22 protein-coding genes, 3 tRNA genes and 1 pseudogene are annotated in these 23180 nt (G+C 35.7%); 10 read left to right on the top strand and 16 right to left on the bottom strand.

Going from position 1 to position 23180, the window contains the following annotated elements:
* The first annotated feature begins 1 nt into the window (after position 1).
* A complete protein-coding gene (locus tag ACJ5H0_RS16005) occupies positions 2 to 1258 on the top strand; it encodes a DEAD/DEAH box helicase (RefSeq protein ID WP_172276605.1) in 1257 nt (418 codons plus the stop codon).
* 44 nt (positions 1259 to 1302) lie between these two features.
* Here the strand turns inward: ACJ5H0_RS16005 and ACJ5H0_RS16000 are convergent, their stop codons facing one another.
* From ACJ5H0_RS16000 to ACJ5H0_RS15955, 10 genes are all read right to left on the bottom strand, one after another.
* The gene (locus ACJ5H0_RS16000; RefSeq protein WP_411250467.1) at positions 1303 to 1536 is read right to left on the bottom strand and encodes a hypothetical protein; all 234 of its coding nucleotides are present in this window, start codon (positions 1534 to 1536) and stop codon (positions 1303 to 1305) included.
* Between the two features lie 55 nt (positions 1537 to 1591).
* Positions 1592 to 1819 carry a hypothetical protein gene (locus tag ACJ5H0_RS15995; protein WP_411250465.1) on the bottom strand — a complete coding sequence of 76 codons (228 nt, stop codon included), beginning with the start codon at positions 1817 to 1819 and terminating at the stop codon, positions 1592 to 1594.
* 571 nt (positions 1820 to 2390) lie between these two features.
* Complete coding sequence (locus tag ACJ5H0_RS15990) at positions 2391 to 2837, bottom strand: hypothetical protein (protein ID WP_411250459.1); 447 nt, start codon at positions 2835 to 2837, stop codon at positions 2391 to 2393.
* 6 nt (positions 2838 to 2843) lie between these two features.
* Positions 2844 to 3608, bottom strand: a complete 765-nt coding sequence (locus ACJ5H0_RS15985) for a TatD family hydrolase (protein WP_345990140.1) — start codon at positions 3606 to 3608, stop codon at positions 2844 to 2846.
* Between the two features lie 4 nt (positions 3609 to 3612).
* Positions 3613 to 4137, bottom strand: a complete 525-nt coding sequence (locus ACJ5H0_RS15980) for a DUF4269 domain-containing protein (RefSeq protein WP_411250456.1) — start codon at positions 4135 to 4137, stop codon at positions 3613 to 3615.
* Positions 4137 to 5090, bottom strand: coding sequence for a GSCFA domain-containing protein (locus ACJ5H0_RS15975; protein WP_411250453.1), 954 nt, complete (start codon positions 5088 to 5090; stop codon positions 4137 to 4139). The genes ACJ5H0_RS15980 and ACJ5H0_RS15975 overlap by 1 nt, the downstream gene beginning before the upstream one ends.
* Positions 5091 to 5173: 83 nt before the next feature.
* The gene (locus tag ACJ5H0_RS15970) at positions 5174 to 6145 is read right to left on the bottom strand and encodes a polyprenyl synthetase family protein (RefSeq protein ID WP_411250449.1); all 972 of its coding nucleotides are present in this window, start codon (positions 6143 to 6145) and stop codon (positions 5174 to 5176) included.
* 104 nt (positions 6146 to 6249) lie between these two features.
* Positions 6250 to 7392, bottom strand: a complete 1143-nt coding sequence (locus ACJ5H0_RS15965) for an inorganic phosphate transporter (RefSeq protein ID WP_172276592.1) — start codon at positions 7390 to 7392, stop codon at positions 6250 to 6252.
* Between the two features lie 15 nt (positions 7393 to 7407).
* Positions 7408 to 8046 carry a DUF47 domain-containing protein gene (locus tag ACJ5H0_RS15960; RefSeq protein ID WP_172276589.1) on the bottom strand — a complete coding sequence of 213 codons (639 nt, stop codon included), beginning with the start codon at positions 8044 to 8046 and terminating at the stop codon, positions 7408 to 7410.
* Positions 8047 to 8197: 151 nt separating this feature from the next.
* The gene (locus ACJ5H0_RS15955; protein WP_411250445.1) at positions 8198 to 9892 is read right to left on the bottom strand and encodes a DEAD/DEAH box helicase; all 1695 of its coding nucleotides are present in this window, start codon (positions 9890 to 9892) and stop codon (positions 8198 to 8200) included.
* A gap of 488 nt (positions 9893 to 10380) precedes the next feature.
* Between ACJ5H0_RS15955 and ACJ5H0_RS15950 the strand changes: the two genes are divergently transcribed.
* From ACJ5H0_RS15950 to ACJ5H0_RS15940, 3 genes and pseudogenes are all read left to right on the top strand, one after another.
* Positions 10381 to 11046, top strand: a complete 666-nt coding sequence (locus ACJ5H0_RS15950; protein ID WP_411250442.1) for a DUF2461 domain-containing protein — start codon at positions 10381 to 10383, stop codon at positions 11044 to 11046.
* A gap of 175 nt (positions 11047 to 11221) precedes the next feature.
* Positions 11222 to 12016 carry an FkbM family methyltransferase gene (locus ACJ5H0_RS15945; RefSeq protein ID WP_411250439.1) on the top strand — a complete coding sequence of 265 codons (795 nt, stop codon included), beginning with the start codon at positions 11222 to 11224 and terminating at the stop codon, positions 12014 to 12016.
* Positions 12017 to 12025: 9 nt separating this feature from the next.
* Positions 12026 to 13505, top strand: a pseudogene (locus ACJ5H0_RS15940) (lipopolysaccharide biosynthesis protein).
* Here the strand turns inward: ACJ5H0_RS15940 and ACJ5H0_RS15935 are convergent.
* The 4 genes from ACJ5H0_RS15935 to ACJ5H0_RS15920 all read right to left on the bottom strand — a co-directional run bounded on the left by ACJ5H0_RS15935 (position 13498) and on the right by ACJ5H0_RS15920 (position 17993).
* Positions 13498 to 14538: a glycosyltransferase family protein gene (locus ACJ5H0_RS15935; protein ID WP_411250437.1), complete on the bottom strand. Its 1041-nt coding sequence runs from the start codon at positions 14536 to 14538 to the stop codon at positions 13498 to 13500. The pseudogene ACJ5H0_RS15940 and the gene ACJ5H0_RS15935 sit on opposite strands and share 8 nt — an antisense overlap.
* A gap of 22 nt (positions 14539 to 14560) precedes the next feature.
* Positions 14561 to 15409: a glycosyltransferase family 2 protein gene (locus ACJ5H0_RS15930; protein WP_411250434.1), complete on the bottom strand. Its 849-nt coding sequence runs from the start codon at positions 15407 to 15409 to the stop codon at positions 14561 to 14563.
* A gap of 84 nt (positions 15410 to 15493) precedes the next feature.
* Positions 15494 to 16894: an aspartate ammonia-lyase gene (gene aspA, locus ACJ5H0_RS15925; protein WP_172276572.1), complete on the bottom strand. Its 1401-nt coding sequence runs from the start codon at positions 16892 to 16894 to the stop codon at positions 15494 to 15496.
* Between the two features lie 73 nt (positions 16895 to 16967).
* Positions 16968 to 17993, bottom strand: coding sequence for an N-acetylmuramoyl-L-alanine amidase (locus ACJ5H0_RS15920; RefSeq protein ID WP_273650908.1), 1026 nt, complete (start codon positions 17991 to 17993; stop codon positions 16968 to 16970).
* Between the two features lie 136 nt (positions 17994 to 18129).
* Here ACJ5H0_RS15920 and ACJ5H0_RS15915 point away from each other — a divergent pair.
* The 3 genes from ACJ5H0_RS15915 (at position 18130) to ACJ5H0_RS15905 (ending at position 18433) form a co-directional block, all read left to right on the top strand.
* Positions 18130 to 18214: transfer RNA gene (locus tag ACJ5H0_RS15915), tRNA-Ser, on the top strand.
* A 24-nt stretch (positions 18215 to 18238) separates the two neighbouring features.
* Positions 18239 to 18313, top strand: a tRNA-Pro gene (locus ACJ5H0_RS15910).
* A gap of 46 nt (positions 18314 to 18359) precedes the next feature.
* Positions 18360 to 18433: transfer RNA gene (locus ACJ5H0_RS15905), tRNA-Arg, on the top strand.
* Positions 18434 to 18676: 243 nt separating this feature from the next.
* On the opposite strand, the gene ACJ5H0_RS15900 is transcribed toward ACJ5H0_RS15905, so the two are convergent.
* Positions 18677 to 19036, bottom strand: coding sequence for a winged helix-turn-helix transcriptional regulator (locus tag ACJ5H0_RS15900; protein ID WP_172276567.1), 360 nt, complete (start codon positions 19034 to 19036; stop codon positions 18677 to 18679).
* Positions 19037 to 19191: 155 nt separating this feature from the next.
* Between ACJ5H0_RS15900 and ACJ5H0_RS15895 the strand changes: the two genes are divergently transcribed.
* Positions 19192 to 19926: an SDR family NAD(P)-dependent oxidoreductase gene (locus ACJ5H0_RS15895; protein ID WP_411250429.1), complete on the top strand. Its 735-nt coding sequence runs from the start codon at positions 19192 to 19194 to the stop codon at positions 19924 to 19926.
* Between the two features lie 61 nt (positions 19927 to 19987).
* On the opposite strand, the gene ACJ5H0_RS15890 is transcribed toward ACJ5H0_RS15895, so the two are convergent.
* Positions 19988 to 20824 carry a helix-turn-helix domain-containing protein gene (locus tag ACJ5H0_RS15890; protein ID WP_411250426.1) on the bottom strand — a complete coding sequence of 279 codons (837 nt, stop codon included), beginning with the start codon at positions 20822 to 20824 and terminating at the stop codon, positions 19988 to 19990.
* Positions 20825 to 20984: 160 nt separating this feature from the next.
* On the opposite strand from ACJ5H0_RS15890, the gene moaA reads away from it, so the two are divergent.
* Together moaA and ACJ5H0_RS15880 are read left to right on the top strand one after the other, a co-directional pair.
* Positions 20985 to 21971, top strand: a complete 987-nt coding sequence (gene moaA / locus ACJ5H0_RS15885) for a GTP 3',8-cyclase MoaA (protein ID WP_411250423.1) — start codon at positions 20985 to 20987, stop codon at positions 21969 to 21971.
* Positions 21902 to 23173 (top strand): molybdopterin molybdotransferase MoeA, encoded by a 1272-nt coding sequence (locus tag ACJ5H0_RS15880; RefSeq protein WP_411250420.1) that lies wholly within the window; start codon positions 21902 to 21904, stop codon positions 23171 to 23173. Before moaA ends, ACJ5H0_RS15880 begins: the two co-directional genes overlap by 70 nt.
* Positions 23174 to 23180 lie beyond the last annotated feature (7 nt).

Below are 23180 nucleotides of genomic sequence, written 5' to 3'. Positions count from 1 at the left end.
TTTGTTATTTACAGATTTAAAAATCATCAAGCCCATTTTAGATGCGCTTCAACAGGAAGGTTATGAAAAACCAACTCCTATACAGCAAAAGGCTATTCCCTCTATTTTAGAGAAAAAAGATCTACTGGGAACGGCGCAGACCGGAACCGGTAAAACTGCAGCTTTTGCTATTCCCATTCTCCAGAACCTTTCAGAACGTCCAAAGACTAATCAGATCAAAGCTTTGGTTTTAACGCCAACAAGGGAACTGGCTATTCAGATTGAAGAAAGCTTTAATGCTTACGGAAGAAATCTTCCATTAAGAAAATTAGTTATTTTCGGAGGTGTAAAACAGGGCTCACAAGAAGCAGCTTTAAGAAAAGGAGTAGACATTCTTGTAGCAACACCGGGGAGGCTTCTTGACTTCATTGCACAAGGAATTATCAGTCTTAAAAACCTGGAGATCTTTGTTCTGGATGAAGCTGACAGAATGCTGGATATGGGATTTGTACATGACGTTAAAAGAATTATTAAGCTCTTACCTCAGAGAAGGCAAACTTTATTTTTCTCTGCAACTATGCCTCCTGAAATACAAAAGCTTGCCAATTCCATCCTTAGCAATCCGGTACAGGTAGAAGTAACGCCTGTTTCTTCGACAGCTGAAACCATTAAACAATCTGTCTATTTTGTTCAGAAAGAAGATAAATTGGGATTACTTACACATATTCTTAAAAATCATATCTCTGAATCTGTTTTGGTTTTTTCAAGAACCAAGCACGGAGCTGATAAGATTGCAAGAACATTACAAAAAAATGGCATTTCAACGGAAGCGATTCATGGGAATAAATCTCAAAATGCACGTCAAAATGCGCTAAACAACTTCAAATCCGGAAAAACCAGAGTATTGGTTGCTACAGATATTGCAGCAAGAGGAATTGATATTGATGAGCTGAAATATGTAATTAATTACGAGCTTTCTGATGTTTCCGAAACCTATGTTCACAGAATCGGAAGAACAGGAAGAGCGGGTTCGGAAGGGACTTCTTTATCTTTTGTAGATGGTCTGGATTTACTGAACCTTAGAAATACGGAAAAACTTATCGGACTTAAAATTCCGGTGGTTAAAGATCACCCGTTCCACACCGAAAACCTGGTTGCACAAAAAAGGGATTCAAATAATAAACCTATGAATCCGGGACAGGGAAAACCTAAACCTACTCAGAAGAAAGACATTGGTTTCAAAAAGCCAAAAAATAAAAGTTTCTTTAGGAAAAAATAAAAAAAAAGCTTTCAGGGTTATTCCTGAAAGCTTTTTTATTCTCGTTATTTTTCTTTTAGCTTATAAATTGTCACCGAGTCATACTGGGCCTGCCAGGTCTTTGCAGGATTTAAATACGTTTTCACTTTAATTAACTCATTTTCATCAAGACTATCTATGATCTTCTTACTTAAAGTATTTCTAAAGTAAAACATATTACGATTATTTTTCTTTTTAACATCCATGCCCATAAAAGTGATTGAATCCCTTTCTTTTTCCAGTTGACTGGGAAAGAGCATATAGTTAATTTTATTTTTTTTGAGATAATCTTTAAAACGGAGCGTATTTATTTCATTAAAAAAAAGTAGAGTTGGCTACCAAAGCATCTGCCGGTATAAAATTAAAATCTGAGTAGAAAGCAAATTTACCCGGAAAATCATAAACATATATTCGAGACTTTCGGGGAACTACTTTAACCAGATCTTCTGCCAAATTCTTTACCAGATCCTTTGTTTTCTTCTCAAATTTTGACTTGTCAGCAAAAACATTATGAAATATGCTTAGGTTGGTCTTGAGCTTCAAAATCCCGATTGTACATAAGAAAAATGTTGAACCCAAAGAATAAATTATAAACTTGGATCTCGCAGGTACTATTCTCAATTGAAATTTTTCAACAATATCATTGATAAAAAAGCCACAAAAAATAAATTGTGATACAAAATACCACTGTCCTGTATATGACTGGAAAAATACATTATACAATAAATGAATAAAGCTTCCGCTAATAAATAAAATTTTGACAGAGCGGTAGTGTATATTTTTAGTAAAAATCAAAAATATCAAATATGCGGAACCCACAAATAAGAATAAATCAGGGAGTAAACCAAAAGGATCATCCAGATTAGCTTTAGGAAAGGAACTTTTTATTCTGCCACTGACAGGAACCATATCTCCGAACAAATACTGATTGGAAAATAAATAAGGTCCCGCCAAAAGTAAAAATCCTAAAATTACTTTAGAAATGCTTTGAAAATTCCAGTCCCGGTGTTTCCAATAAAGAAAGCCTAAAGGAATAATGATAAAAATATGATCCAGCCTTGCCAGAAAAACGAGGCTACAAATGAATCCGAACAGAAAATCGTTTGTGTATCTTTTACAAAGAAAATAAAGCAGCCAGGCAATGGTGAAAAAGGTGAGATGCGCTTCCGTTAAATATAATGATCCAAGGCTGAAAAAAAATTAAGCAATACAATGCTAAGCTCAATACTTTTCCACTTACTGAATCTTTGAATAAGGTTTTTTCAAAAAATCTGTATCCCGCAATGATAAAGATAACCTGAAAAAACCATAGAATGTATACTGAGAAACTTTTACCCAAAAAATTGATCGCTTCCGCAATAACACAGAATACCATCCATAAAGGATGGAAGCCATTGGTAAGGTATAAATCATTAAACCCCATAAAGCCATTTCTGACCATATTATAGGCAATCTGTGGATAAAAATAACCATCATCAACCGGAAACTTCGCCGGATTCCATAGAAAAAACACAGCAGAAAGGAAAAGAAGATAATGGATATTTTCTTTTAAAAGCTTCATATAGGCCTAGTAATTGTAAATGTGTTTTGCATTCTGGCTTGTGATTCTGTCAATTTCAGAAAAATCTTTATTGTAGATATTCACCAACTTTCCTACCACCAGATCAAGATAAGAACTTTCATTTCTTTTACCCCTGTGAGGAACCGGAGCCAGGTAAGGAGAGTCTGTTTCCAGAACAATCTTTTCTAATGGGATTTCTTGCAGGAACTGATCTATTTTCCCGTTCTTAAAGGTCACTACTCCACCAATTCCTAATAAAAAATTAAGATCGATAGCATGTTTTGCTTGTTCAAGGTTACCGGAAAAACAATGAAATATTCCTCTCAATTTCGGATGCTTTTTTCTTTCCAAGACTTCAAAAGTTTCATCAAAACTTTCCCTTGTATGGATTACAATAGGCAGATCCATCTCAATAGCCCAGTCGATTTGTTGTTCAAAAGCCTTTACCTGAATATCTAGAGTTGATTGATCCCAATAGAGATCAATTCCTATTTCCCCGATGGCAGGAAATGCTCTTTTATCAAGATACTCTTTAACAATTGCCAGTTCTTTTTCCCAGGATTCGGGTTTTACGTAGCAAGGGTGCAGCCCCATCATTGAAAAAACCTGTCCAGGATATTCAGCTTCCAATTGAAGCATTTTTTCATGAGACTCAGAGTCAATAGCAGGAAGATAAAACTCCGTAATTCCTTTATCTAAAGCCCTTTGAATAGCCTCTTTTCTATCTTCATCAAATTCTTCAGCGTATAAATGTGTATGGGTGTCAATCATAATTTTAAAATTTTAATAGATCTTCATAAGGGTTTTCTAAATTCAACAATACACCGAAAGCCGGTTCCGTTTTTATCCCTTTCTTCTTAAGCTCTATAATCTGTTGTTTAAATTCCTCTCCTTTCTCCTGTAATATTGTGTACTCTGCTATCATATGGCGATAAGCATTTTGTTGCGTAGTCGGTTTATCTTGACCAAAAATCTCTATGGGAAACTCTTCGAGATTAAAATTGATCACAATAGATTTTTCCCCTTTTATCTTAATCTTTTCTACTTTGGAATGAATTCCTGGTGGAATAAGTTGAGAAAGGCGGATCGTTTCCAAAAAGAAATCTTCATCTTTAACTTCACAAATGATATCCAGATCGCTTCCGTCAATATCAATTTCAATAGGAATAGTTCCTGCAAGCAAGGGTGAGAAATCTTTTAGTTTTTCCAGGATCAGATATTTTGTAAGCAATACGTGAGCCCTTTGCTGCCTCTGGTTACCGCTTTCCAAATAATCCATCTTTGTAAAGTCTGTTATCATTACTGGAATATCTTATGTTTTACCTTTTTCTGTTGAGCTTCAATTCTTTGCTTTAATTTTTCTCTAAAATCAACATATTTAGGATCTTTTTCATCTGCTGTCCTGTGCTGCAGCGCTTTATGGATTTTAAAATTTTCTTTGATAAACTCCTTTGTGTCTTCCGCAAAATAAGCAGCTCCAAATTTATCAAAAATATACTGAACAGCCTGAGAATTGGGATGAATCATATCTTCTTTATAAAAACGATAATCCCTTAAATCATCCATCAATATTTCATAAACGGGTAAATAATGACAGTTCTCAATTCCTGAAATAGCTTCATGTACTGCAGATATCAATTTTGATTTGCTTAACTGATTTTCCATCATACCGTCTTTGGTATGTCTTACGGGAGAAACCGTAAACAAAATCTGAACATTTTCTTTACAGATATCTTTCAGGCTAAAAATGGTCTGATAAATAGAATCTGTGATTTCCTGATGGGTAAGCAACCTTTTGTTAAAGAATTTTTGTGGAATTTTATGACAATTGGCTACCAGCTTGTTTTTAGGCTGAAATTCATAAATAAAGGAGGTTCCATAGGTTATAATAACCCAATTGGTATCCTGCAAAAAAAGATTGCCTTCTTCTAAATGGCCATTGATCTTATCCAATGTCTGATGAATATACCTTGTATCGAATTTCGTATGATGGTCAAGGGAAATAAATTCGTCATTAAACGTGATTAGATCTTCTTCTTCATAAAAGTGTGAATCATGAAGCCTTTGTATTGCGTTATTGATCGAAAACGGATTAAACAGGGTTCCAAACGGATTATTGACCGTCTGAAGCTGTCCCTGGTGAAGCAGATCCGACATCTCTGAGGCAAAACAGGAACCTATTGAAAATATTTTATCTTCAATTTCAATCTTTTTTGCAGATTCTTTGATGTCAACTTCGGTTCTGAATTTCATTGTAAATACAAGAGGCTAAAGCTAAAGGAGGAAGGAGAAGCCTGAACAACTCCTTAGCAAAACCTTTAATAATCAGCAACTCATTAGCTTTCCCTTCTTAAAAGATAATTAGCGAGTTCTATGAATGGCTTTTTCTTTTCTTCAGGAATATTAATCTTTTTAAGATAACTCTGCCCTATTTCATTGTGCTTTTCAATTAAACGCAATGCTTTTTCATCTACTTTGGTTCTTCTGAAGATCTTTTCTACGCCGTACACCTTATCGATATTATCGGTTTTTTTAGAGTACCAGTGATCCAATTCTTTTCTTTCATCCTCCGTGGCGTGTTCTCTTGCCAGAAGATAAAGTACAGTCTTCTTATTTTCATAAATGTCACCTGCATGTTTTTTTCCAAACTGAGCCTGATCTCCAAAAACGTCCAGGTAATCATCCATGATCTGGAAAGCAATTCCTATATGTTTTCCAAAATTAAAAATAGACTTGGCATCTTTAAAATTAGCTTTAGCAATTAAAGCTCCGATCTCAAAAGATGAAGCACTTAATACTCCGGTCTTATAAGTAATCATTCTGATGTAATCATCGAAAGTCACATCTTCCTGTGTTTCGAAATTGATGTCGTACTGCTGTCCTTCACATAATAGGAGCCCGGTATGGGTAAATATTCGGATACAGGCTTTAAATATTTCCGGTTCAAGATCTTCAAAAAATTTATATGCCTTCAGCATCAGCCCGTCTCCGGATAAGATCCCTACATTAATTCCATGTAAAGTATGAATAGTAGGCTTATTTCTTCTCAGAGGAGCTTCATCCATAATATCATCATGAATCAATGTGAAGTTATGGAAAAATTCAATCGCCAAAGCCGGCTTAATAGCCTGTTTAAGATCACCACCAAATAAGTCACAAGCCATCAGAACCATAATAGGTCGCAGACGTTTTCCACCATGTGAAATGATGTAATTCATCGGTTCATATAATTCCGCGGGTTTGTCTTTAAAAGTGTACTTGGTAATAGCGTCAGCAACCAGCTGTTGGTACTTGTCTAAAAATTCCATAAAATCCAATAATTTCCAACAAAAATACGATTTTTCAAATCTTTATAAAACAAAAAACTTTGCCCATTTGGACAAAGTTCAGTATTGTAATTTTAAATTAATATCTAGGAAAGAAAAGCGACCAAAAGATAAGTAACTGCCGCTACAATAGCAGAGATAGGAATCGTCAATACCCAAGCCCAAAGCAAGCTTACTGTAATCCCCCATCTTACCGCGGAAATCCTCTTCGTTAATCCAACTCCAATAATAGACCCGGTAATCGTATGTGTGGTAGATACCGGAATACCAAAATGATCGGTAATAAATAAGGTAATAGCTCCTGCAGTTTCAGCACTTACACCTTCCAGCGGAGTTACCTTTGTAATCTTGGTTCCCATTGTTTTGATGATCTTCCATCCACCACTCATTGTTCCCAGACCTATCGCCAAGAAAGAAACCAAAGGTACCCAAAGATAATGTTCTGCGAAATAATCAAATCGTCCGGCAGAAGGTATATTTAAGTATACAGGATCCTGTAAAATCTGTACATGGTAATAAATTAAAGCCGCACCGATAATTCCCATTACTTTTTGTGCATCATTCAGACCATGTCCTAGACTAAAGAGGGCTGAAGAAACAAGCTGTAATCTTTTAAAAGACTTATCTGCTTTATGAGGGTTTGATCTCTTATAAAGATGAACGATAATCAATGTGATAATGATTGAAATGACCATCCCGATAACGGGTGCCATAAAAATAAACAGGAAGATAGGAATTACTTTATCAAATTTAACCACGCTTTGTGTTGTAACCTGGTAAAATGCCTGTTTGAAAGTATCTATAAAACCCAGATTGGGCTGAGCAGCTGCTACATCATGATAATCCAGGATGAAAGCATGCATTAAAGCCGCACCTAAGAAACCACCAATTAGGGTATGTGATGAAGAAGATGGTATACCAAACCACCATGTTAAAAGGTTCCAGGCAATAGCTGCCACAAGACCTGAAAATATTACCTCCAGGGTAATAAAGTTTTCATTAACGGTTTTGGCAATCGTATTACCAATTTTAAATTCTCCAATGATGTATGCTGCGATAAAAAAGGCTGCAAAATTCCATAGTGCCGCCCAAAGCACAGCCTGAAAAGGAGTTAAAACTTTTGTAGAAACAATAGTAGCAATTGAATTGGCCGCATCATGAAAACCATTAATATAATCGAAAATTAAAGCTAAAGCAATAATAACCGTAAGTAAAATCGGAAATTCCATTTTTTGTTATATTGTTTATGCGTATTTGATCATAATGTTTTCAATAGTATTAGCTACATCTTCAGCCTTGTCGGTTACTATTTCAAGATAATTAAGTACAGATGAAACTTTGATGATATTGATAGCGTCGTTTGTTTCAAACAATTCTACCATTGAATTGGAAAGTAAGTCGTCAGCAATATTCTCAATAGAGTTTACTTTGATACAAGCTTCTTTCACCTGATCCATATTTTTGAATCCTTTCAGGTTTTTCATTGCATTCTGAATTTCAAGACATGCTTTATGAATCAACAATGAGAAGTCTGCATATGCCTTCATTAAAGGCGATTTATATAAGAAAATATATTTTGTTGAAGCGTAGATATAATCTGCGATATCATCTAAACCTGTGGCCAAAGTGTGAATATCTTCACGGTCAAAAGGAGTTATAAAGTTTTTTCCAAGCTCAATAAAGATTTCGTGCGTAAGCTCATCATTTTTGTGTTCGTAGTCGCTCATTTTCTTCAACATAGAGTCGTCATTAAGGTCAAAATCTTTCACCCCGTTGTTGAACTCTTCAGACATTGCTACTAGATTTTCAGTTACTTTTTCGAAAAGCACGAAGAAGATTTTATCTTTAGGCTGAAAAGCGTGGAAAATATTACCAATTCCCATTTTTAAGTATTTATAATTCGTCTGCAAATTTCCTAAAAAAGCACCTTACCAAAAAGTATATAACATTAAGTTTTGTTAACATTGGTTTAAGTGCTGATTATCAAACAAAAAAACCGGCTATAAGCCGGTTTATATTATATAAAAATGAGTTTTAATTAGCTTCTTCAGCTCTCATATCTTTTCCTCTGAATTTCATTGAAGAAATATTATTCAAAAGCTCTCCCTTAAATGATTTCTCAATTTCAAAGAATGAGAATTTCTCTAAAATTTCAATATCACCAATTTCAGCTCTCTTTTTACCATTTCCGGCAGTTGCTTTATTGATAATATCCAAAACATCCAGTTTCTTCAATTGATCTTTCTTTCCAAGGTTGAAGAAGAATCTTACCATATCTTCATTCTTTCTTCTAGGTTTTCCTCCACGATCTCTTCTGTCTCCACCTCTGCTATCACGGTCTCTTCCTCTGTCTCGGTCACGATCTCTTCCTCTGTCTCTTCTTGAGTAATCATCATCTCTGGAACTGAATTTCTGTTCAGCAAGATCATGCTTATCTTTATAGTACAATGCAAGATCTTTCAACTGGAACTGCAGTAACTGATGTACCAATTCTTCTTTCGTGAATTTGCTAAGATCCGGAATCAAGCTGTCGTCAAACTCAAATAAGTCTTCATGCTCCGTAAATAGCTTTTCGAAAACGCCTCCTACCTGTGCTTTGATGATATCATCACCTGTAGGGATTGTTTTTTCAACAATATCAATCTTTGTTGTTGATTTAATCTGTTTTAGCTTTCTGCTTTCTTCAGGCTTAATCAAAGCCATAGAAATACCGTCTTTTCCAGCTCTACCCGTTCTACCACTTCTGTGAACGAATACTTCAGGATCATCAGGTAGAGAGTAATGGATAACGTGAGTTAGTGAGTTCACATCCAAACCTCTTGCTGCTACATCGGTAGCCACCAAAATGTCGATATTTTTCAATCTGAATTTCTTCATTACCGTATCTCTCTGCGCCTGAGAAAGATCACCATGAAGTGCATCAGCTGCATAACCGTTCTGCATTAAGAAATCTGCCACTTCCTGAGTTTCCATTCTTGTTCTACAGAAAATAATGGAATACTGATTAGGGTTTGCGTCAATTAATCTCTTTAGAGCTTCTTTTTTATTACGATATCCTACCACATAGTATTCGTGCTTAATGTTCTTTTTAACTTCGTTAATAGAACCCACTGAAATACGGTGAGGTTTTGTAAGATAATTTTTAGAAATTCTTTCCACTTCTTTATTCATCGTTGCAGAGAATAAGAAAGTTTGTTTTGTTTCAGGAGTTTCACTTAAAATTGTTTCCAATTCATCTTTGAAACCCATTGAAAGCATTTCGTCAGCTTCATCTAAAACCAACCAATGGATCGCAGAAAAATCAAGTGCTTTTCTGTTAATCAAATCAATTACTCTTCCGGGAGTACCTACAATAATTTGTGGTTTTTCCTTCAAAGAACGTATTTGGTCCATAATACTGCTACCTCCGTACACTGCTGTAGATTTGATATTCTGCATGTACTTAGAGTAATTCTTTATGTCTTTAGAAATCTGAAGACATAATTCCCGTGTCGGACAAAGCACCAATAGTTGGATTTTGCGACTCGTATCGTCAATCATATCCAAAATCGGAAGCGAAAAAGCTGCTGTTTTGCCTGTCCCAGTTTGCGCAAGTGCGATCAAGTCGCGTATATCTGAAAGAATAAAAGGGATAGTCTGTTTTTGGATTTCTGTCGGGCTTTCATAACCCATTTCGCCAATAGCCTTAAGGATGTCAGGACTTAAATTGGACTCCGTAAATAAATTCATTAAATATTTTAAAATTTTTGCAAAGATACAATTAATATTTGACTTTATTTTGAATAAAGTGTTAAATAACGAATCTTAATTTCAGAATACTTTAATATATTTTTAATTTTTAAAAAATTAAACGCAAAAAATAAACCGTTATGTTAAAAAAATATTAAACAATATTTTTTTTTGTTAAATTGGATTGATTTTTTCGTGGAGATTAATGAATTTTCAAAAATAAAATCAGGAATTATAATTTTTTTATTTTAATATTCCCGAAAATTGCATGAAATATGTAAAAGAAAGATCTTCAATTATTGTTGTGAGACTTTCTGTTATGCAAACACCATTTGCCATTTCACTACAGGATTCTTTATCGTATTTGCTGTCTTGCCATAAAAAATATAGTTTCTGGACATCATCCTGTTTTAATGCTTCAAATCCTGATCGGATTGAGGCATTGACATATGAATAGATTTACTTAAATTTGGTTAAAATTAAAAAACATGTCCGCCACCATTTCTACAAAAACCTTTAATTTTCTCAAAAAATTATCCAAAAATAACAACCGCGAGTGGTTTAATGAAAATAAACATCTTTACACCGAATCACAGGAAAATGTGGTTGCATTTCTGGAAGACCTTATTAAAGAAATGTCGGCGTTCGATGGAGAGCTTGCTAAAATAGATGCTAAAAAAGCTCTATTCCGGATTTACAGGGACACCCGTTTTTCAAAAGATAAAATACCTTATAAAACAAACTTTGGAGCGTCATTAGGAATGGGAAAAGGAAGCCAGAAAGGAGGTTACTATCTTCACCTGGAACCGGGAAAATCTTTTTTAGCAGGAGGTATTTACATGCCTGAATCATCAGTTTTAAAAGAAGTACGAAAAGAGATCTCCTTATATGCTGATGACTTTATTAAAATTGTTAATAACAAAGATTTTAAAAAGCATTTCCCTGAACTGGATCAAAGTGACCAGTTAAAAAAGACACCCCAGGGATTCGAGAAAGAAGATCCGATGGCAGAATATTTAAAACTGAAAAATTTCATTGTTGTGTACAACATCAAGGATGAAACAGTGTTGGATAAAAATGCCGTTAAGGAGCTAACCAAAGTTTTCAAACTTATGAAGCCATTCAATGATTTTCTGAATGCCCCTTTTCTGTAACTACAAGAATCTATTTTAAACATGTCTGAAATAAAAGAATTACAACCAGTTACACATTCTTTTAAAATAAAACAGACATGTATATATTAATTGAAAATCAACGCGTTAGATTTAAACAAAATTAACATGAGTTTAACATTTTTGATTATCTTTGCTCTCTGTCAAATAATCAAGGATGTCTTTATACCAAAGAATTGCAGAAAACTTACAGTACATCAGTCCAAGTTTTTATAAAAGCAGATATTTTAAAAGTTTACATCACCTTTCAAAGGATAACTTTTCAGCACGAAATGTAGAACCGGAGCTGGTGTGGATCAAAGAATATCTGTCGGAAGACGATGTGATTCTTGATATTGGTGCCAATGTAGGTACATTTTTATACCAGCTGGAACATAAACTCAAACCTCAGCATATTTATGCTTTTGAGCCTAACCATAAATTGTATACCCGCTTAAAAAGATTGTTTCCTTCTATGAATCTTCTTTCTTTAGCACTTTCGGATGAAAATACAGTTGCTGAGTTTAAAGTTCCCATCATCAATGGAAAAATGGTAGCTTCAAGGGGAACACTGAATACTTCGTATAAGGAAAAAGGTGAGGAAAAGAGTTACACAGAAAAAGTAACGGTCACAAAATTGGACGACTGGGCAGAAAAAGGAGGTCTTAAAAAACTGGATTTCATCAAGATAGATGTTGAAGGAAATGAGATGAAAACCCTTTTCGGCGGAAAGAAAACCATCCTAAAGTTCCTACCAACCCTTATGGTGGAAATGGAACAAAGACATCATGACAAACCTATTTGGGGAGAGATTTCCGAAGTAGAAAGCTGGGGTTATGAAGCGCATTATTTAGACCGATCCCTTTTCAGGCTTGAAAAGCTTACAGAAGAAATTTTGGTCCGAAATACAAGTGACGAAAAAAACAAAACGGAATATATCAACAACATTATTTTTATACCCAAAACCTTTTAAAATATCTTTATGAGTGTAGTAGCAAGACAAGGATTCAAATATTCCATTATCGGTTATATAGGTTTCTTGTTAGGTACCGTATCAGCCATATTCATCTTTCCGAGCAATTTTGAATTTTACGGAAAGCTTCGCTACATTTTGCCTACTGCAGAAATGCTTGTTCCCTTTGTTGTATTGGGAATTTCTTATTCTAACGTTAAATTTTTCCACAGGGTAGAAAAGGATGGCAAAAAGCAAAATATGCTTTCCATCTCACTGCTCACCATTCTGATTAATTTTGCAGTATTTGCTATTGTTTTCTTCATCATTCCGTTGATTTATCCCAAGTTTACAAAGCTTGAAGCCTGGAAAAGTAAGGAAATTATTTTACCTATGGTTTTGATTTTATCACTCTGCGCCCTATTCAATAAATACACTTCAAATTATAAGAGAATTGTTGTCTCCAATATCTTCGACAATATTTTCCCTAAAATAGCAAACCTAGGAGCCTTCTGCCTTTTTTCATATTTACTTCTGTCTCAGCAGATCGCTTTTGCGTTTTTCTTTGGTATGTTCGCATTGATGCTCTTAGGGTATATTTATTATACGAACAGGTTAGAAAAGATCAAACTCGACTTCAGTACCGACTATTTCAAAAAAAAATAATTTCTGGAAAGAATTTACGAACTACAGTTTCTTCGGTTTTTTGGGAACCTTTGGAAATTACCTGGCGATTAACAGTTTCATGATCGGTGAATTCATGGGAATGGAAGAGAATGGGATCTACGCTGTCCTGTACGCGCTGATTTCGCTCATCTCTATTCCACAACTGGGATTATTTAATATTTCTGCTCCGATCATCAGCAAAACATTAGCGGAAGGGAATATGGAAGAACTGGACAGATTTCATAAAAAAACCTCATTATCATTATATTTTCTAGGGGCCATATTATTTTCCTGCATTATGGTAGGATTCCCCTTTCTTACTCAGTTCATGCCCAAGAACGGAACAATGCTCAGGGAATATGAACCTGTAGTCTGGATTTGGGGTTCAGCGGTTTTAATAGATCTCGCAACAGGATTCAACGGAAATATTATTTCTCTTTCAAAATACTATCGTTTCAACATCGTAGTTATGCTTCTTCTCGCAGGCTTAACAATAGGACTTAACTATTATTTCATTAAGCATACCGATTTGAAATTAATTGGAATTGCCTTGTCGACGGCCATTTCATTAACTACTTATAATGTCATTAAAATAGCCTTTAATTATTTCGTGTTTAAGGTTTCACCCTTATCTATTGAGATGATCTTTGTGTCTATTATCTGTACGTTAGCAATTACCGTGGCTATTGTATTGCCTACTTTCAATAATAATTTCATTAACTTGATCTACAAACCAAGCGTAGTTTTGGTGCTTATTTATATCGGAAATTATTTCACAAAAATATTCCCTGTTGAGGATTATCTGAATGCAGCTTTCATCAAAGGGATATTTAAGTTTAAATAAGACCATTTAAAACATCCCCGAGCTTTTTCCGGATACTTTCTTTACTATAGTTCTTCTGAAAGTCAAAACTCTGTCTTTTAAGCTGTTGAAACTGCTCGGCAATGTTCTCATTTTCCGGAATGATAAAATCCAATTGCGAGGAATAGTTTTTAGGAAAAACAGCCAATTTTCCATATTTGATCGCATCTCCGACATTTCCGGTCATTTTGGTTTTTCCATAAATCTCTTTCTGACTGAAAAATTCAGTTTGCTGCTGAACAGGACACCATAATACATCTGCTTTTGCCATCCATAGGTCATAATCTTCTGCCGAAACCCTTTCTTTAAAATAATGTATGGTAATATTGGCAGGTAAATTCCCGGATAATTTTTCAAGCACTTTCAACTCTTCACCCTGAGCTTTCCCAAGAAATATAAAAGTGAATCTTTGATCTGTTTTTAAAGTCCGGATTGTTTTAAAAATATGATCATAATCCCTTCTTTTCTGAGAGACTCCTCCTGGAATTACAATATTGACATCATCCTGTTGAACCCTATTAAAATTGGAAGTATAAAAAAGGGGAAGAAACTGATATTTATCCGTACAGAGCGCATTATCCAACACAAGAAGATGACCTGCATGCTGGTAAACTTTTGAAGAATAGAAAAGACCTTCTTTCCACCATAATTTAAGCCTGTAAATAAAGTCTTCTTTGAAAATGCTTTTGATTAAGCTTAATTTTGAGGATTGAGGAAAATTCAGGTTATGGGTAATAACAGCAGCTTTATATTTCTGAACAATCGCGAGGAAAGTACTGAAATAACGATGTGCAGTCCCGATGATAATGATATCATAATTTTTTGCTTTCAGCTGATCACTGATCATGGAACTGTCAGACAAAAAAATCGTTTCGCCATCTTCCTTAATTTGATCTTTGATTTTTTTTGAAAAATAATAGTCTACCGTAAACTCTTCCGAACCTTTCATAATATCCATGAAAGCACGGGCAATTTCAGCATGTGTATCTATTTCTATGTAAGCTATGTTTTTCAAAATGTTTTTATTTATTTTATCCTCAAAGCCATTTCTTTTTTAAAGTCTCCCATCTTTTATTGTTAATAACCTGTTGTTCTTCTTTGCTGATTTTCTGTTCCAGTTTTTTAGACCTGCAGCTTTCATAGGCTTTAATGATAGAGAAAAAAAATGAAACAGATCTGATTTTCATCGCTTCCTTTAAGGATGCAACATATGCCAGAAATCTGTTTAGCCCAAGAAAGTAAAAATAACGTCCGTAATAATCCGATTCCCTGACTGTATAATCAGCTCCTTTTACTTTAATCAACTTTACTTTTAATTCCGGTAGAACGACTTCTTTCCATCCTAAATGCTCCAATAGTATAGAGTCTATATTATCCCAGCCCAATGTTTCCCTTAATCCACCGATCTCAAGAAAGCATTCTTTGCGGTACGCCTTCAACGGGCCCCTGACATGATTTTTATTTGAATTTCCCTCATAAACCCAATCTCCTTCTTTTTCTACATACAGCAGACCACCTACCAAACCGTATTTGGGGTTATTGCTGAAAGATTTTTCTATTGTTTCAAGATAATTTTCGTCCAAAATAATATCCGCATCAAACTTGCAGATTATATCAAAATGATCCAAATCCTGAGTCTCCAATCCTTTTTTAAAAGCATTAACTACTTTAGAACCTGGCTGATGAGCCGACTTCTGCAGGGTAACTGTTTCAAAACGGGAATCTGTATCTGTATATCGTTTAATAATTTCAGGGGTATGGTCTGTGGAACCATCATTGGTAACCACAACTTTGAAATCCTTATAACGTTGTTGCTGTAAAGAATCCAGGGTAAATGGAAGATGATCCTCTTCGTTGTGTGCAGGAATTATAATTAAAAACCTCAATGTCCGGTTGTATTAAAAAGATCCCCACCTGAATATTTTCAGATGAAGATCTTATATTATTTTATTCTTAGGTAATAACCAATTTTATTTGTTATGCGGCATCAGCATGTTCTTAGGATCAAGAATTTCATCAAGCTTCTCCTGAGTAAGCACTCCTTTTTCAAGTACAAGGTTGTATACACTTTTTCCTGTCTCCAATGCTTCTTTAGCGATTTGTGTCGATTGTTTGTATCCAATATAAGGATTAAGTGCAGTCACAATACCAATGCTGTGTTTTACCATATTCAAACAAACTTCCTTATTAGCGGTAATGCCAACTATACATTTTGTACGAAGTGTATCCAAAGCGTTGGAAAGGAAATTAATGTTTTCCATAATCGCATGCGAAAGTACCGGCTCCATTACATTAAGCTGCAACTGTCCTGCTTCGGCAGCAAAAGTTACCGTAAGATCATTTCCTATTACCTTAAAGCATACCTGGTTTACCACTTCAGGAATCACAGGGTTTACTTTCCCCGGCATGATCGATGATCCCGGCTGCATTGGAGGTAGATTAATTTCAAAAAGACCCGCTCTCGGACCTGAAGTTAACAACCTTAAATCATTACATATCTTGGATAGTTTTACCGCAAGACGTTTCATAGCAGAAGAATAAATCACATAAGATCCTGTATCCGGAGTTGCCTCTACAAGATTTGGTGCGGAAACAATCGGAAATCCGGTCAGCTGAGCCAGATTTTTAGCACAAAGAGAAGCATAGCCGATCGGAGCATTAATCCCTGTTCCAATAGCAGTCGCTCCCATATTGACCTCAACAAAGAGATCGGCATTATTATTCAGTTTAGAAATATCTTCTTCCAGATTGGCAGCAAATGCTTCAAATTCCTGCCCTAAAGTCATAGGAACCGCATCCTGAAGCTGAGTTCTACCCATTTTAATAACATCGTGAAACTCCTCGCCTTTTGCACGAAAAGCAGCTACTATTTTTTCCAGTTTTTCAACCAATCGTACATTCATACGTAAAAGCCCAACTTTAATAGCTGTAGGATAAGCATCGTTGGTAGATTGGGAAAGATTGATATGATCGTTTGGCGAACAATACTGATATTCTCCTTTATTCTTTCCTAACTTTTCTAAAACCCTGTTGGCGATTACCTCATTCGCATTCATGTTGATCGAAGTACCGGCTCCTCCCTGAATCATGTCCACAGGGAACTGTTCATGAAGTTGTCCATCAATGATCTCATCACATGTTTCTGCAATCTTGAAATAAAGATCTTCTTCCAAAAGCCCTAATTCATAATTAGTCTTAGCCGCAGCTTTTTTTACAAAAGCCAATCCTTTAATAAAATCAGGATATGAAGACAGAAGCTGTCCCGAAATTTTGAAGTTATCGATCGCTCTCTGGGTTTGCACTCCATAATAAGCGTCCACCGGCACGTTAAGTTCTCCCAGCAAATCGCTTTCTTTTCTGAAATTTTCCATTACAGATTTTCTATTTTTTTTATCGTTTAAATATAGCAAAAACGCATCGTTAACAGATGCGCTTTTTTTCATTTTATTTTACCGGATACTTCTGATTGAGAGCCTGCAATATGGCCCAGGTCTCAGCATCCATTATTCCATCATAATTCTGAGGGCGGAAATGATATTGAAAAGCCTCAATGGTTTTCTTTGTTGCATCATCCCATTTTCCGCTCGGCTCAATCCCATACCCGAACTTCTGAAGTGCTGTCTGAATTAAAAAGATAAATGACGGCTCATTATATCGGGTTGTAAAATCGGTTTGTGCCAGTTCAAAGATACTTTGTTTTGCTGCTTCATCGTACCACATTCCTATCTGATATTCGTCATATAATTTTTTCCATGGAAACATAGGTCCCGGATCCTGTTTTCTGGTTGGTGCAATATCGGAGTGGGCCAAAACATTGGTCGCCGGAATCTGGTATCTGGTGGCAATATCTTTTGCTAATGCAGCTACCTTTCTTACTTGTTCATCACTAAACGGGGCAAAAATCCTTTTTCCGGTCCCATCAGTAGTATATCCGGTATTTACAATTTCAATTCCAATCGAATTATCATTAAGATTTTTATCATTTCTCCAAGAGCTTATCCCTGCATGATACGCCCGTTTATTTTCATCTACCAGTTGATAAATCTGATTATCCCCAATATTATTAACAAGATAATGTGCACTCACCGCTTGCTGGGTAAGCACAGTTATGGATTTATCATCCGGTAAAGCAGTATAGTGTAATATTAAATATCTCTGTCTGAAATTTTGCGCTATCGCAGGAAAATAGGTTTTTACTACTTTATATCCGGCCGGTTTTGCGGAGACAATGGAGCCGTAACTTGCTGTATTATCATTTTTGGTAGGATCTGCAATATTGGTTGTAAAAAACTCTACTCCATGATCACTTGTAATTTGTGGTTTCGGCTTATCTGCAACAGGAGTTTTAACTACGGTTTTTGGCTGTGTCACTGGATTTTTCGGCTTATATGTTGTTTTCACAACTTTCTTCTGAGGGGCACAAGAAAAAACAAAAGCGGTTAATCCGATGATATATAATGTTTTACGCATTAGTCTAATTTTTTAATCATTTATTAGCTCAAAAATACGCAAAATTTTCTTGAAATTTATTTGGTAAATAAAGAAATCTATTCTATATTTGCACTCGCAATAACGGAATAACGATCATTAAAAAATAAAGATAAAAGGAGGGTTGCCGGAGTGGTTAACGGAGCAGTTTGCTAAACTGTCGACGCGAAAGTGTCGCAAGGGTTCGAATCCCTTACCCTCCGCTTTTCTTTTTCTTACAATATACTCGGGGCGTAGCGTAGTCCGGTCATCGCGCCTGGTTTGGGACCAGGAGGTCGCAGGTTCGAATCCTGCCGCCCCGACTTTTTTTAATGCGCTTGTAAAACTAAGCGGGAATCAACTTTTTATGGGTGCGTAGCTCAGCTGGATAGAGCATCTGCCTTCTAAGCAGACGGTCAAAGGTTCGAATCCTTTCGCGCTCACTTTAAAACTCACAATTTGTATTGTGAGTTTTTTTGTGTTCTATAACTTCAATTAATACATCAGACAGGATAGAGCATCCCGGTTTTTAATCGGGACGATCAAAGGTTCGAATCCTTTCGCGTTTACTTAATTCGTTGTTTGTTCCGTTGGGGAAGTTCAACCTGAAGGAATTATCATAACGCTTCCGCCGCCGAAATTCCGCAGGAAATAAAAGAAAAGCTCTTACTACCGGTTCTTTATTATCATTTCTTCCCAACAATTACTTTTCGATGTTCGATTCCCCAATCAGCCAAAGTATCAATAATTTTTTTCAGCGTTAAACCATATTCTGTCAGCTGATATTGCACCGTCACGGGTTGAGTATCCTTAACTATTCTTTTTACAAGCTGGTTCATTTCCAGTTCTTTCAGCTCTTTACTGAGCATTTTATTGGAAATACCCTTCACGTCATTCAAAATATCAGAAAAACGCCGTTTGTTGTAATAACAAACTGATGATATTATTGAAATTTTCCACTTACCATTCAATACGTCCATTGCATCGTGAACAGCCATGATTTGTTTTCTGTTTGTCTCGTTATCAGAGCATTCAATTTCCGCCATAAGTTACTTTGTTACTCAAAAGTTACTGTTACTTTTAGTTACAAAGTTACTAAAATAAATTTATTCATTATAACTTTGCATCGTTAAAGAAATCGATTTCAAACACAAAAAGTCTTAGACTAAAATTAATTTTTCAATCATTCAAAATTTAAAAAATGGATTTTAAAAATAAAAATATAATAATCACCGGCGGAAGCGCAGGAATTGGATTGGCAACTGCCCAAACATTTATCACAAAAGGAGCAAACGTTTTAATAACAGGAAGAAATAGTGATAGTCTGAATGCAGCATCACTAAAAATTAATAGCCAAAATTTAAAAACCCTCGCGTCGGATATTTCGAAAATACCAGACATTGAAACGTTGGCAAAAGAAGTTGCGGAAAGCGGAAATAAAATTGATGTACTTGTACTGAACGCAGGAATAGCGAAACAACACTCCATTGAAGAGACGACTGAAGAAGTTTTTGATGATTTGTTCAACATCAATGTAAAAGGCTTATTCTTTACTTTACAAAAACTAATTCCGCATTTAGCAGAAGGAGCTTCCGTAATCCTGATCTCTTCCGGAGTTTCAGTCAGTGGATATGCACAAATGGGAGCTTATGCTGCAACAAAAAGTGCCGTTGATGCAATTGCCCGTACAGCAGCAACTGAATTGGCAGACAGAAAAATCCGAGTCAATACCGTAGCTCCGGGATTAACTGATACCCCGATGAATCATCAAACACCTGAGGATATTAAAAATGCTATTGCAGCAGCGGTTCCGCTGAAACGAATCGGGGAAGCTGAAGAAATAGCCAATGCTATTGTTTTCCTGGCCTCAAAAGAAGCGTCTTATATTTCGGGTTCATACCTGTCCGTAGACGGAGGAGTAACCATTCGCAGATAATAAAATAGCAAACGGCATCCTTTAAAGATGCCGTTTTATTTAATTAAATAGATTATTAAACTTAACTCTTATCCATTGTTATTCTATAATTCTTCGGAGTCCAGCCTGTCTGTGTTCTGAAAAAATATGAAAAATGAGAGAAATTATTAAACCCAAGCTCAAAAGCTATTTCTTTAATTGATTTATTTGAACTATGTAATAATTTCTTTGCTTCCAATACTATTCTTTGCTTTATAAATTCCAATGGAGATATTTTATACTGTTTTCTGCATAGAACACCTAGATAATTGGGCGTAATACATAGCTTTTCAGCATAAAAAGCTACACTTTTTTGTGTTTTGTAATAGGTTTCGACCAGTTCATGGAACCGGAAAGCAGGGTTATTATGATCACTCAATGCAGATTTTCCATACATCTGCTCTATCCAAAGATTGATCATCAGAGCCAAAAGCCTCACCCTTGCATTAATAAGTTCAGGAAACACCATTTCCGAATGTATCTCTTTACGGATGGCATCAAATTCCATACTGAACTTTTCATAAGCTTCCTCGTTTGACTGGATCATTTCATAGGTACTGTGAGGGGAAAAAGTATGTTTTAATGTCGGAGAAAATGTTTCAAGAATAGAGTCATTAATGATCAATCTTCTGCCACTTGCATTTGAAGGCAGATCCCATATGTATTTTCTATTGGGAAGGTGAACAAATAATTGCCGGGAATTTAAAATATAGGTATCTATGTCGGTGACACAATTCCCTTTTTCACAGTCATCTAAAAGTATAATTGTAAAAGAATGATCGGGAAAACGATTAAGTTCGGAAGAACTTATTGTATCCTGATACACAACATACACATCTTTAATCTGATCTTTTAATGTTTTAAAATTATCGTGTGGCATTTTCTATTTTAATGACGGATAAAGTTACTTAAAATAGATATGAAGAAGAATCTATATCCGGAATTGTGAAATAAATATGGTCTATTATCTGCAATTATAGAATTTCCCTTCCCGAAGGGAAACATTCAGTATATTTGTAATAAGACTTATTTTATTTAAAATGTTGACAGATAAATTTGGAAGGAATATCAACTATCTAAGGCTTGCTATTGTAGACCGGTGTAATCTCCGGTGTACGTATTGCATGCCGGAAAAAGGTCTTACCTGGATTAAGCAGAATGAATTAATGACCGATGAAGAAATGCTGAGGATCTGTTCGGTATTTACAGCCATGGGAGTAGATAAAATCAGAATAACGGGAGGAGAACCATTTGTCAGAAAAAACTCTATTGACCTCATCAAAAATATATCACAATTAAACGGACTTAATGATCTCAGTATAACCACTAATGGCCTTCTCACCGAGCCATATATTCCGCAGCTTAAACAATACGGAATAAAATCTGTCAATCTAAGTCTTGATACAATGGATAGGGGCCGTTTTTTCAAAATTACCCGGAGAAATAGTTTTGATAAGGTCATGAAAACTTTAGATGGTTTACTACAGCATGATATAAAAGTAAAAATCAATACCGTGGTAATGGAAGGACAAAATACCGAAGATATTATTCCGTTGGTTCTGCTTACAAAAGGTCTTCCGGTAGAGGTGCGCTTTATTGAAGAGATGCCTTTTAATGGCAGCGAAACAGATGTTTCCCTGAATTGGAACTTTACAAAAATTCATAGCTATATAAAAGATCATTTTCCTGACATCCAAAAGACAGTTGATCCTAAAAGTTCAACATCATATAATTATAAGATTCCTGGTTTTGAAGGAGGTATAGGGATTATTGCAGCTTATACCCGTTCATTTTGCGGAGACTGCAACAGGATAAGAATCACCCCTTCCGGTATTCTGAGAACCTGTTTGTATGAAGGGGGCGGTATCAATCTGAAGGATGAAATCCGTATGGGAAAAACAGATGAAGAGCTGAAAAATATAATTATAAGCAGTATACACCAAAAACCAAAGGACGGTTGGGAAGCTCAAAAACTGAGTCTGACCGCATCACAAATACATCAGTCAATGGCAACTATAGGAGGATAATTATGGAAATGATCAGTGTACAGCAGGCAGAAAACATTATCTTTTCGCAGATAAGAGATTTCGGAACAGAAGATATTTCCTATGAAAATGCCTTGGGAAGAATTTTAGCAGAGGATATTTTGGCAGATCGTGATTTACCACCTTTTGACAGACCTACGGTGGATGGAATTGCAATCAGTTTCAAATCCTATGAAAAAGGAGTGCGCAACTTTACCATCAAAGCTGTACAGGCAGCAGGTGAAGCTCCGGTTTTTATTGACGAAGAAAATAACTGCGTCGAAATTATGACCGGTGCTGCATTGCATTCTTCAATGGACACCGTGATTCGTTATGAAGATATCCTGATCAACAACAATGTGGCAAACATCAATATTGATGTAAAAAAAGGGCAGAATATCCACCTGAAAGGAAGGGATAAAAAAGTGGGAGAAATACTGGTAAAAGCCAATCAGGTTATAACACCGTCTATTCTCGGGATTGCCGCGTCCGTCGGAAAGACATTTCTGAAAGTGAAAAAGCTTCCGAGGGTGGCTATTATTTCCACAGGAGACGAAATGGTGTCACCTGACATAACCCCTACTCCATTTCAGCTGAGACGTTCCAATGGAATTACCATACAATCTGTTTTGGAAAAATATAGGATCAGTGCTGACTGGCTGCATTGGAATGATGATCTTGAACTCATAAAAAAGGAACTTTCCCAATGTATTGACCGTTACGATATTTTACTAATGAGTGGCGGAGTTTCTATGGGAAAATTCGATTATCTGCCCAAGGCTTGTGAAGAACTGGGAATCGAAAAACTTTTTCACAAAATAAAGCAAAGACCAGGAAAACCATTCTGGTTTGGAAAAAGCCGGAACGAAAAATTAATTTTTGCATTCCCGGGAAATCCAGTTTCCGTATTTATGTGCCTGCACCGGTATTTTATTCCCTGGCTGGAAAAATCTTTAGAGATCCCGGAAACAGTACTGCATGCCGTTTTACAAAATGATATAGACTTTCCTTTTCCATTGCAATATTTTGCCCAGGTAAAACTCAGTGTGAATCGATCGGGACAAGTAATTGCAGAATCAGTGAATACCAATGGTTCCGGAGATTTTTCCCATCTTGCAGAAACCCATGCATTTATAGAACTTCCTCTGAAAAAAAATGAATTTAAGAAAGGCGAAGTCTATACCATCTGGAAATATAATTTTTAATTGTACT

This window comes from Chryseobacterium proteolyticum, assembly GCF_046591535.1.
Taxonomy (GTDB): domain Bacteria; phylum Bacteroidota; class Bacteroidia; order Flavobacteriales; family Weeksellaceae; genus Chryseobacterium; species Chryseobacterium proteolyticum.
This window is presented reverse-complemented; position numbering and strand designations above follow the sequence as displayed.

Bases quoted from the DNA above. Each gene is read 5' to 3' on its own strand.
- ACJ5H0_RS16000 (WP_411250467.1), bottom strand. From the start codon at position 1,536: ATGCTCTTTCCCAGTCAACTGGAAAAAGAAAGGGATTCAATCACTTTT.
- ACJ5H0_RS15990 (WP_411250459.1), bottom strand. From the start codon at position 2,837: ATGAAGCTTTTAAAAGAAAATATCCATTATCTTCTTTTCCTTTCTGCT.
- ACJ5H0_RS15985 (WP_345990140.1), bottom strand. From the start codon at position 3,608: ATGATTGACACCCATACACATTTATACGCTGAAGAATTTGATGAAGAT.
- ACJ5H0_RS15980 (WP_411250456.1), bottom strand. From the start codon at position 4,137: ATGATAACAGACTTTACAAAGATGGATTATTTGGAAAGCGGTAACCAG.
- ACJ5H0_RS15975 (WP_411250453.1), bottom strand. From the start codon at position 5,090: ATGAAATTCAGAACCGAAGTTGACATCAAAGAATCTGCAAAAAAGATT.
- ACJ5H0_RS15970 (WP_411250449.1), bottom strand. From the start codon at position 6,145: ATGGAATTTTTAGACAAGTACCAACAGCTGGTTGCTGACGCTATTACC.
- ACJ5H0_RS15965 (WP_172276592.1), bottom strand. From the start codon at position 7,392: ATGGAATTTCCGATTTTACTTACGGTTATTATTGCTTTAGCTTTAATT.
- ACJ5H0_RS15960 (WP_172276589.1), bottom strand. From the start codon at position 8,046: ATGGGAATTGGTAATATTTTCCACGCTTTTCAGCCTAAAGATAAAATC.
- ACJ5H0_RS15955 (WP_411250445.1), bottom strand. From the start codon at position 9,892: ATGAATTTATTTACGGAGTCCAATTTAAGTCCTGACATCCTTAAGGCT.
- ACJ5H0_RS15950 (WP_411250442.1), top strand. From the start codon at position 10,381: ATGTCCGCCACCATTTCTACAAAAACCTTTAATTTTCTCAAAAAATTA.
- ACJ5H0_RS15945 (WP_411250439.1), top strand. From the start codon at position 11,222: ATGTCTTTATACCAAAGAATTGCAGAAAACTTACAGTACATCAGTCCA.
- aspA (WP_172276572.1), bottom strand. From the start codon at position 16,894: ATGGAAAATTTCAGAAAAGAAAGCGATTTGCTGGGAGAACTTAACGTG.
- ACJ5H0_RS15920 (WP_273650908.1), bottom strand. From the start codon at position 17,993: ATGCGTAAAACATTATATATCATCGGATTAACCGCTTTTGTTTTTTCT.
- ACJ5H0_RS15900 (WP_172276567.1), bottom strand. From the start codon at position 19,036: ATGGCGGAAATTGAATGCTCTGATAACGAGACAAACAGAAAACAAATC.
- ACJ5H0_RS15895 (WP_411250429.1), top strand. From the start codon at position 19,192: ATGGATTTTAAAAATAAAAATATAATAATCACCGGCGGAAGCGCAGGA.
- ACJ5H0_RS15890 (WP_411250426.1), bottom strand. From the start codon at position 20,824: ATGCCACACGATAATTTTAAAACATTAAAAGATCAGATTAAAGATGTG.
- moaA (WP_411250423.1), top strand. From the start codon at position 20,985: ATGTTGACAGATAAATTTGGAAGGAATATCAACTATCTAAGGCTTGCT.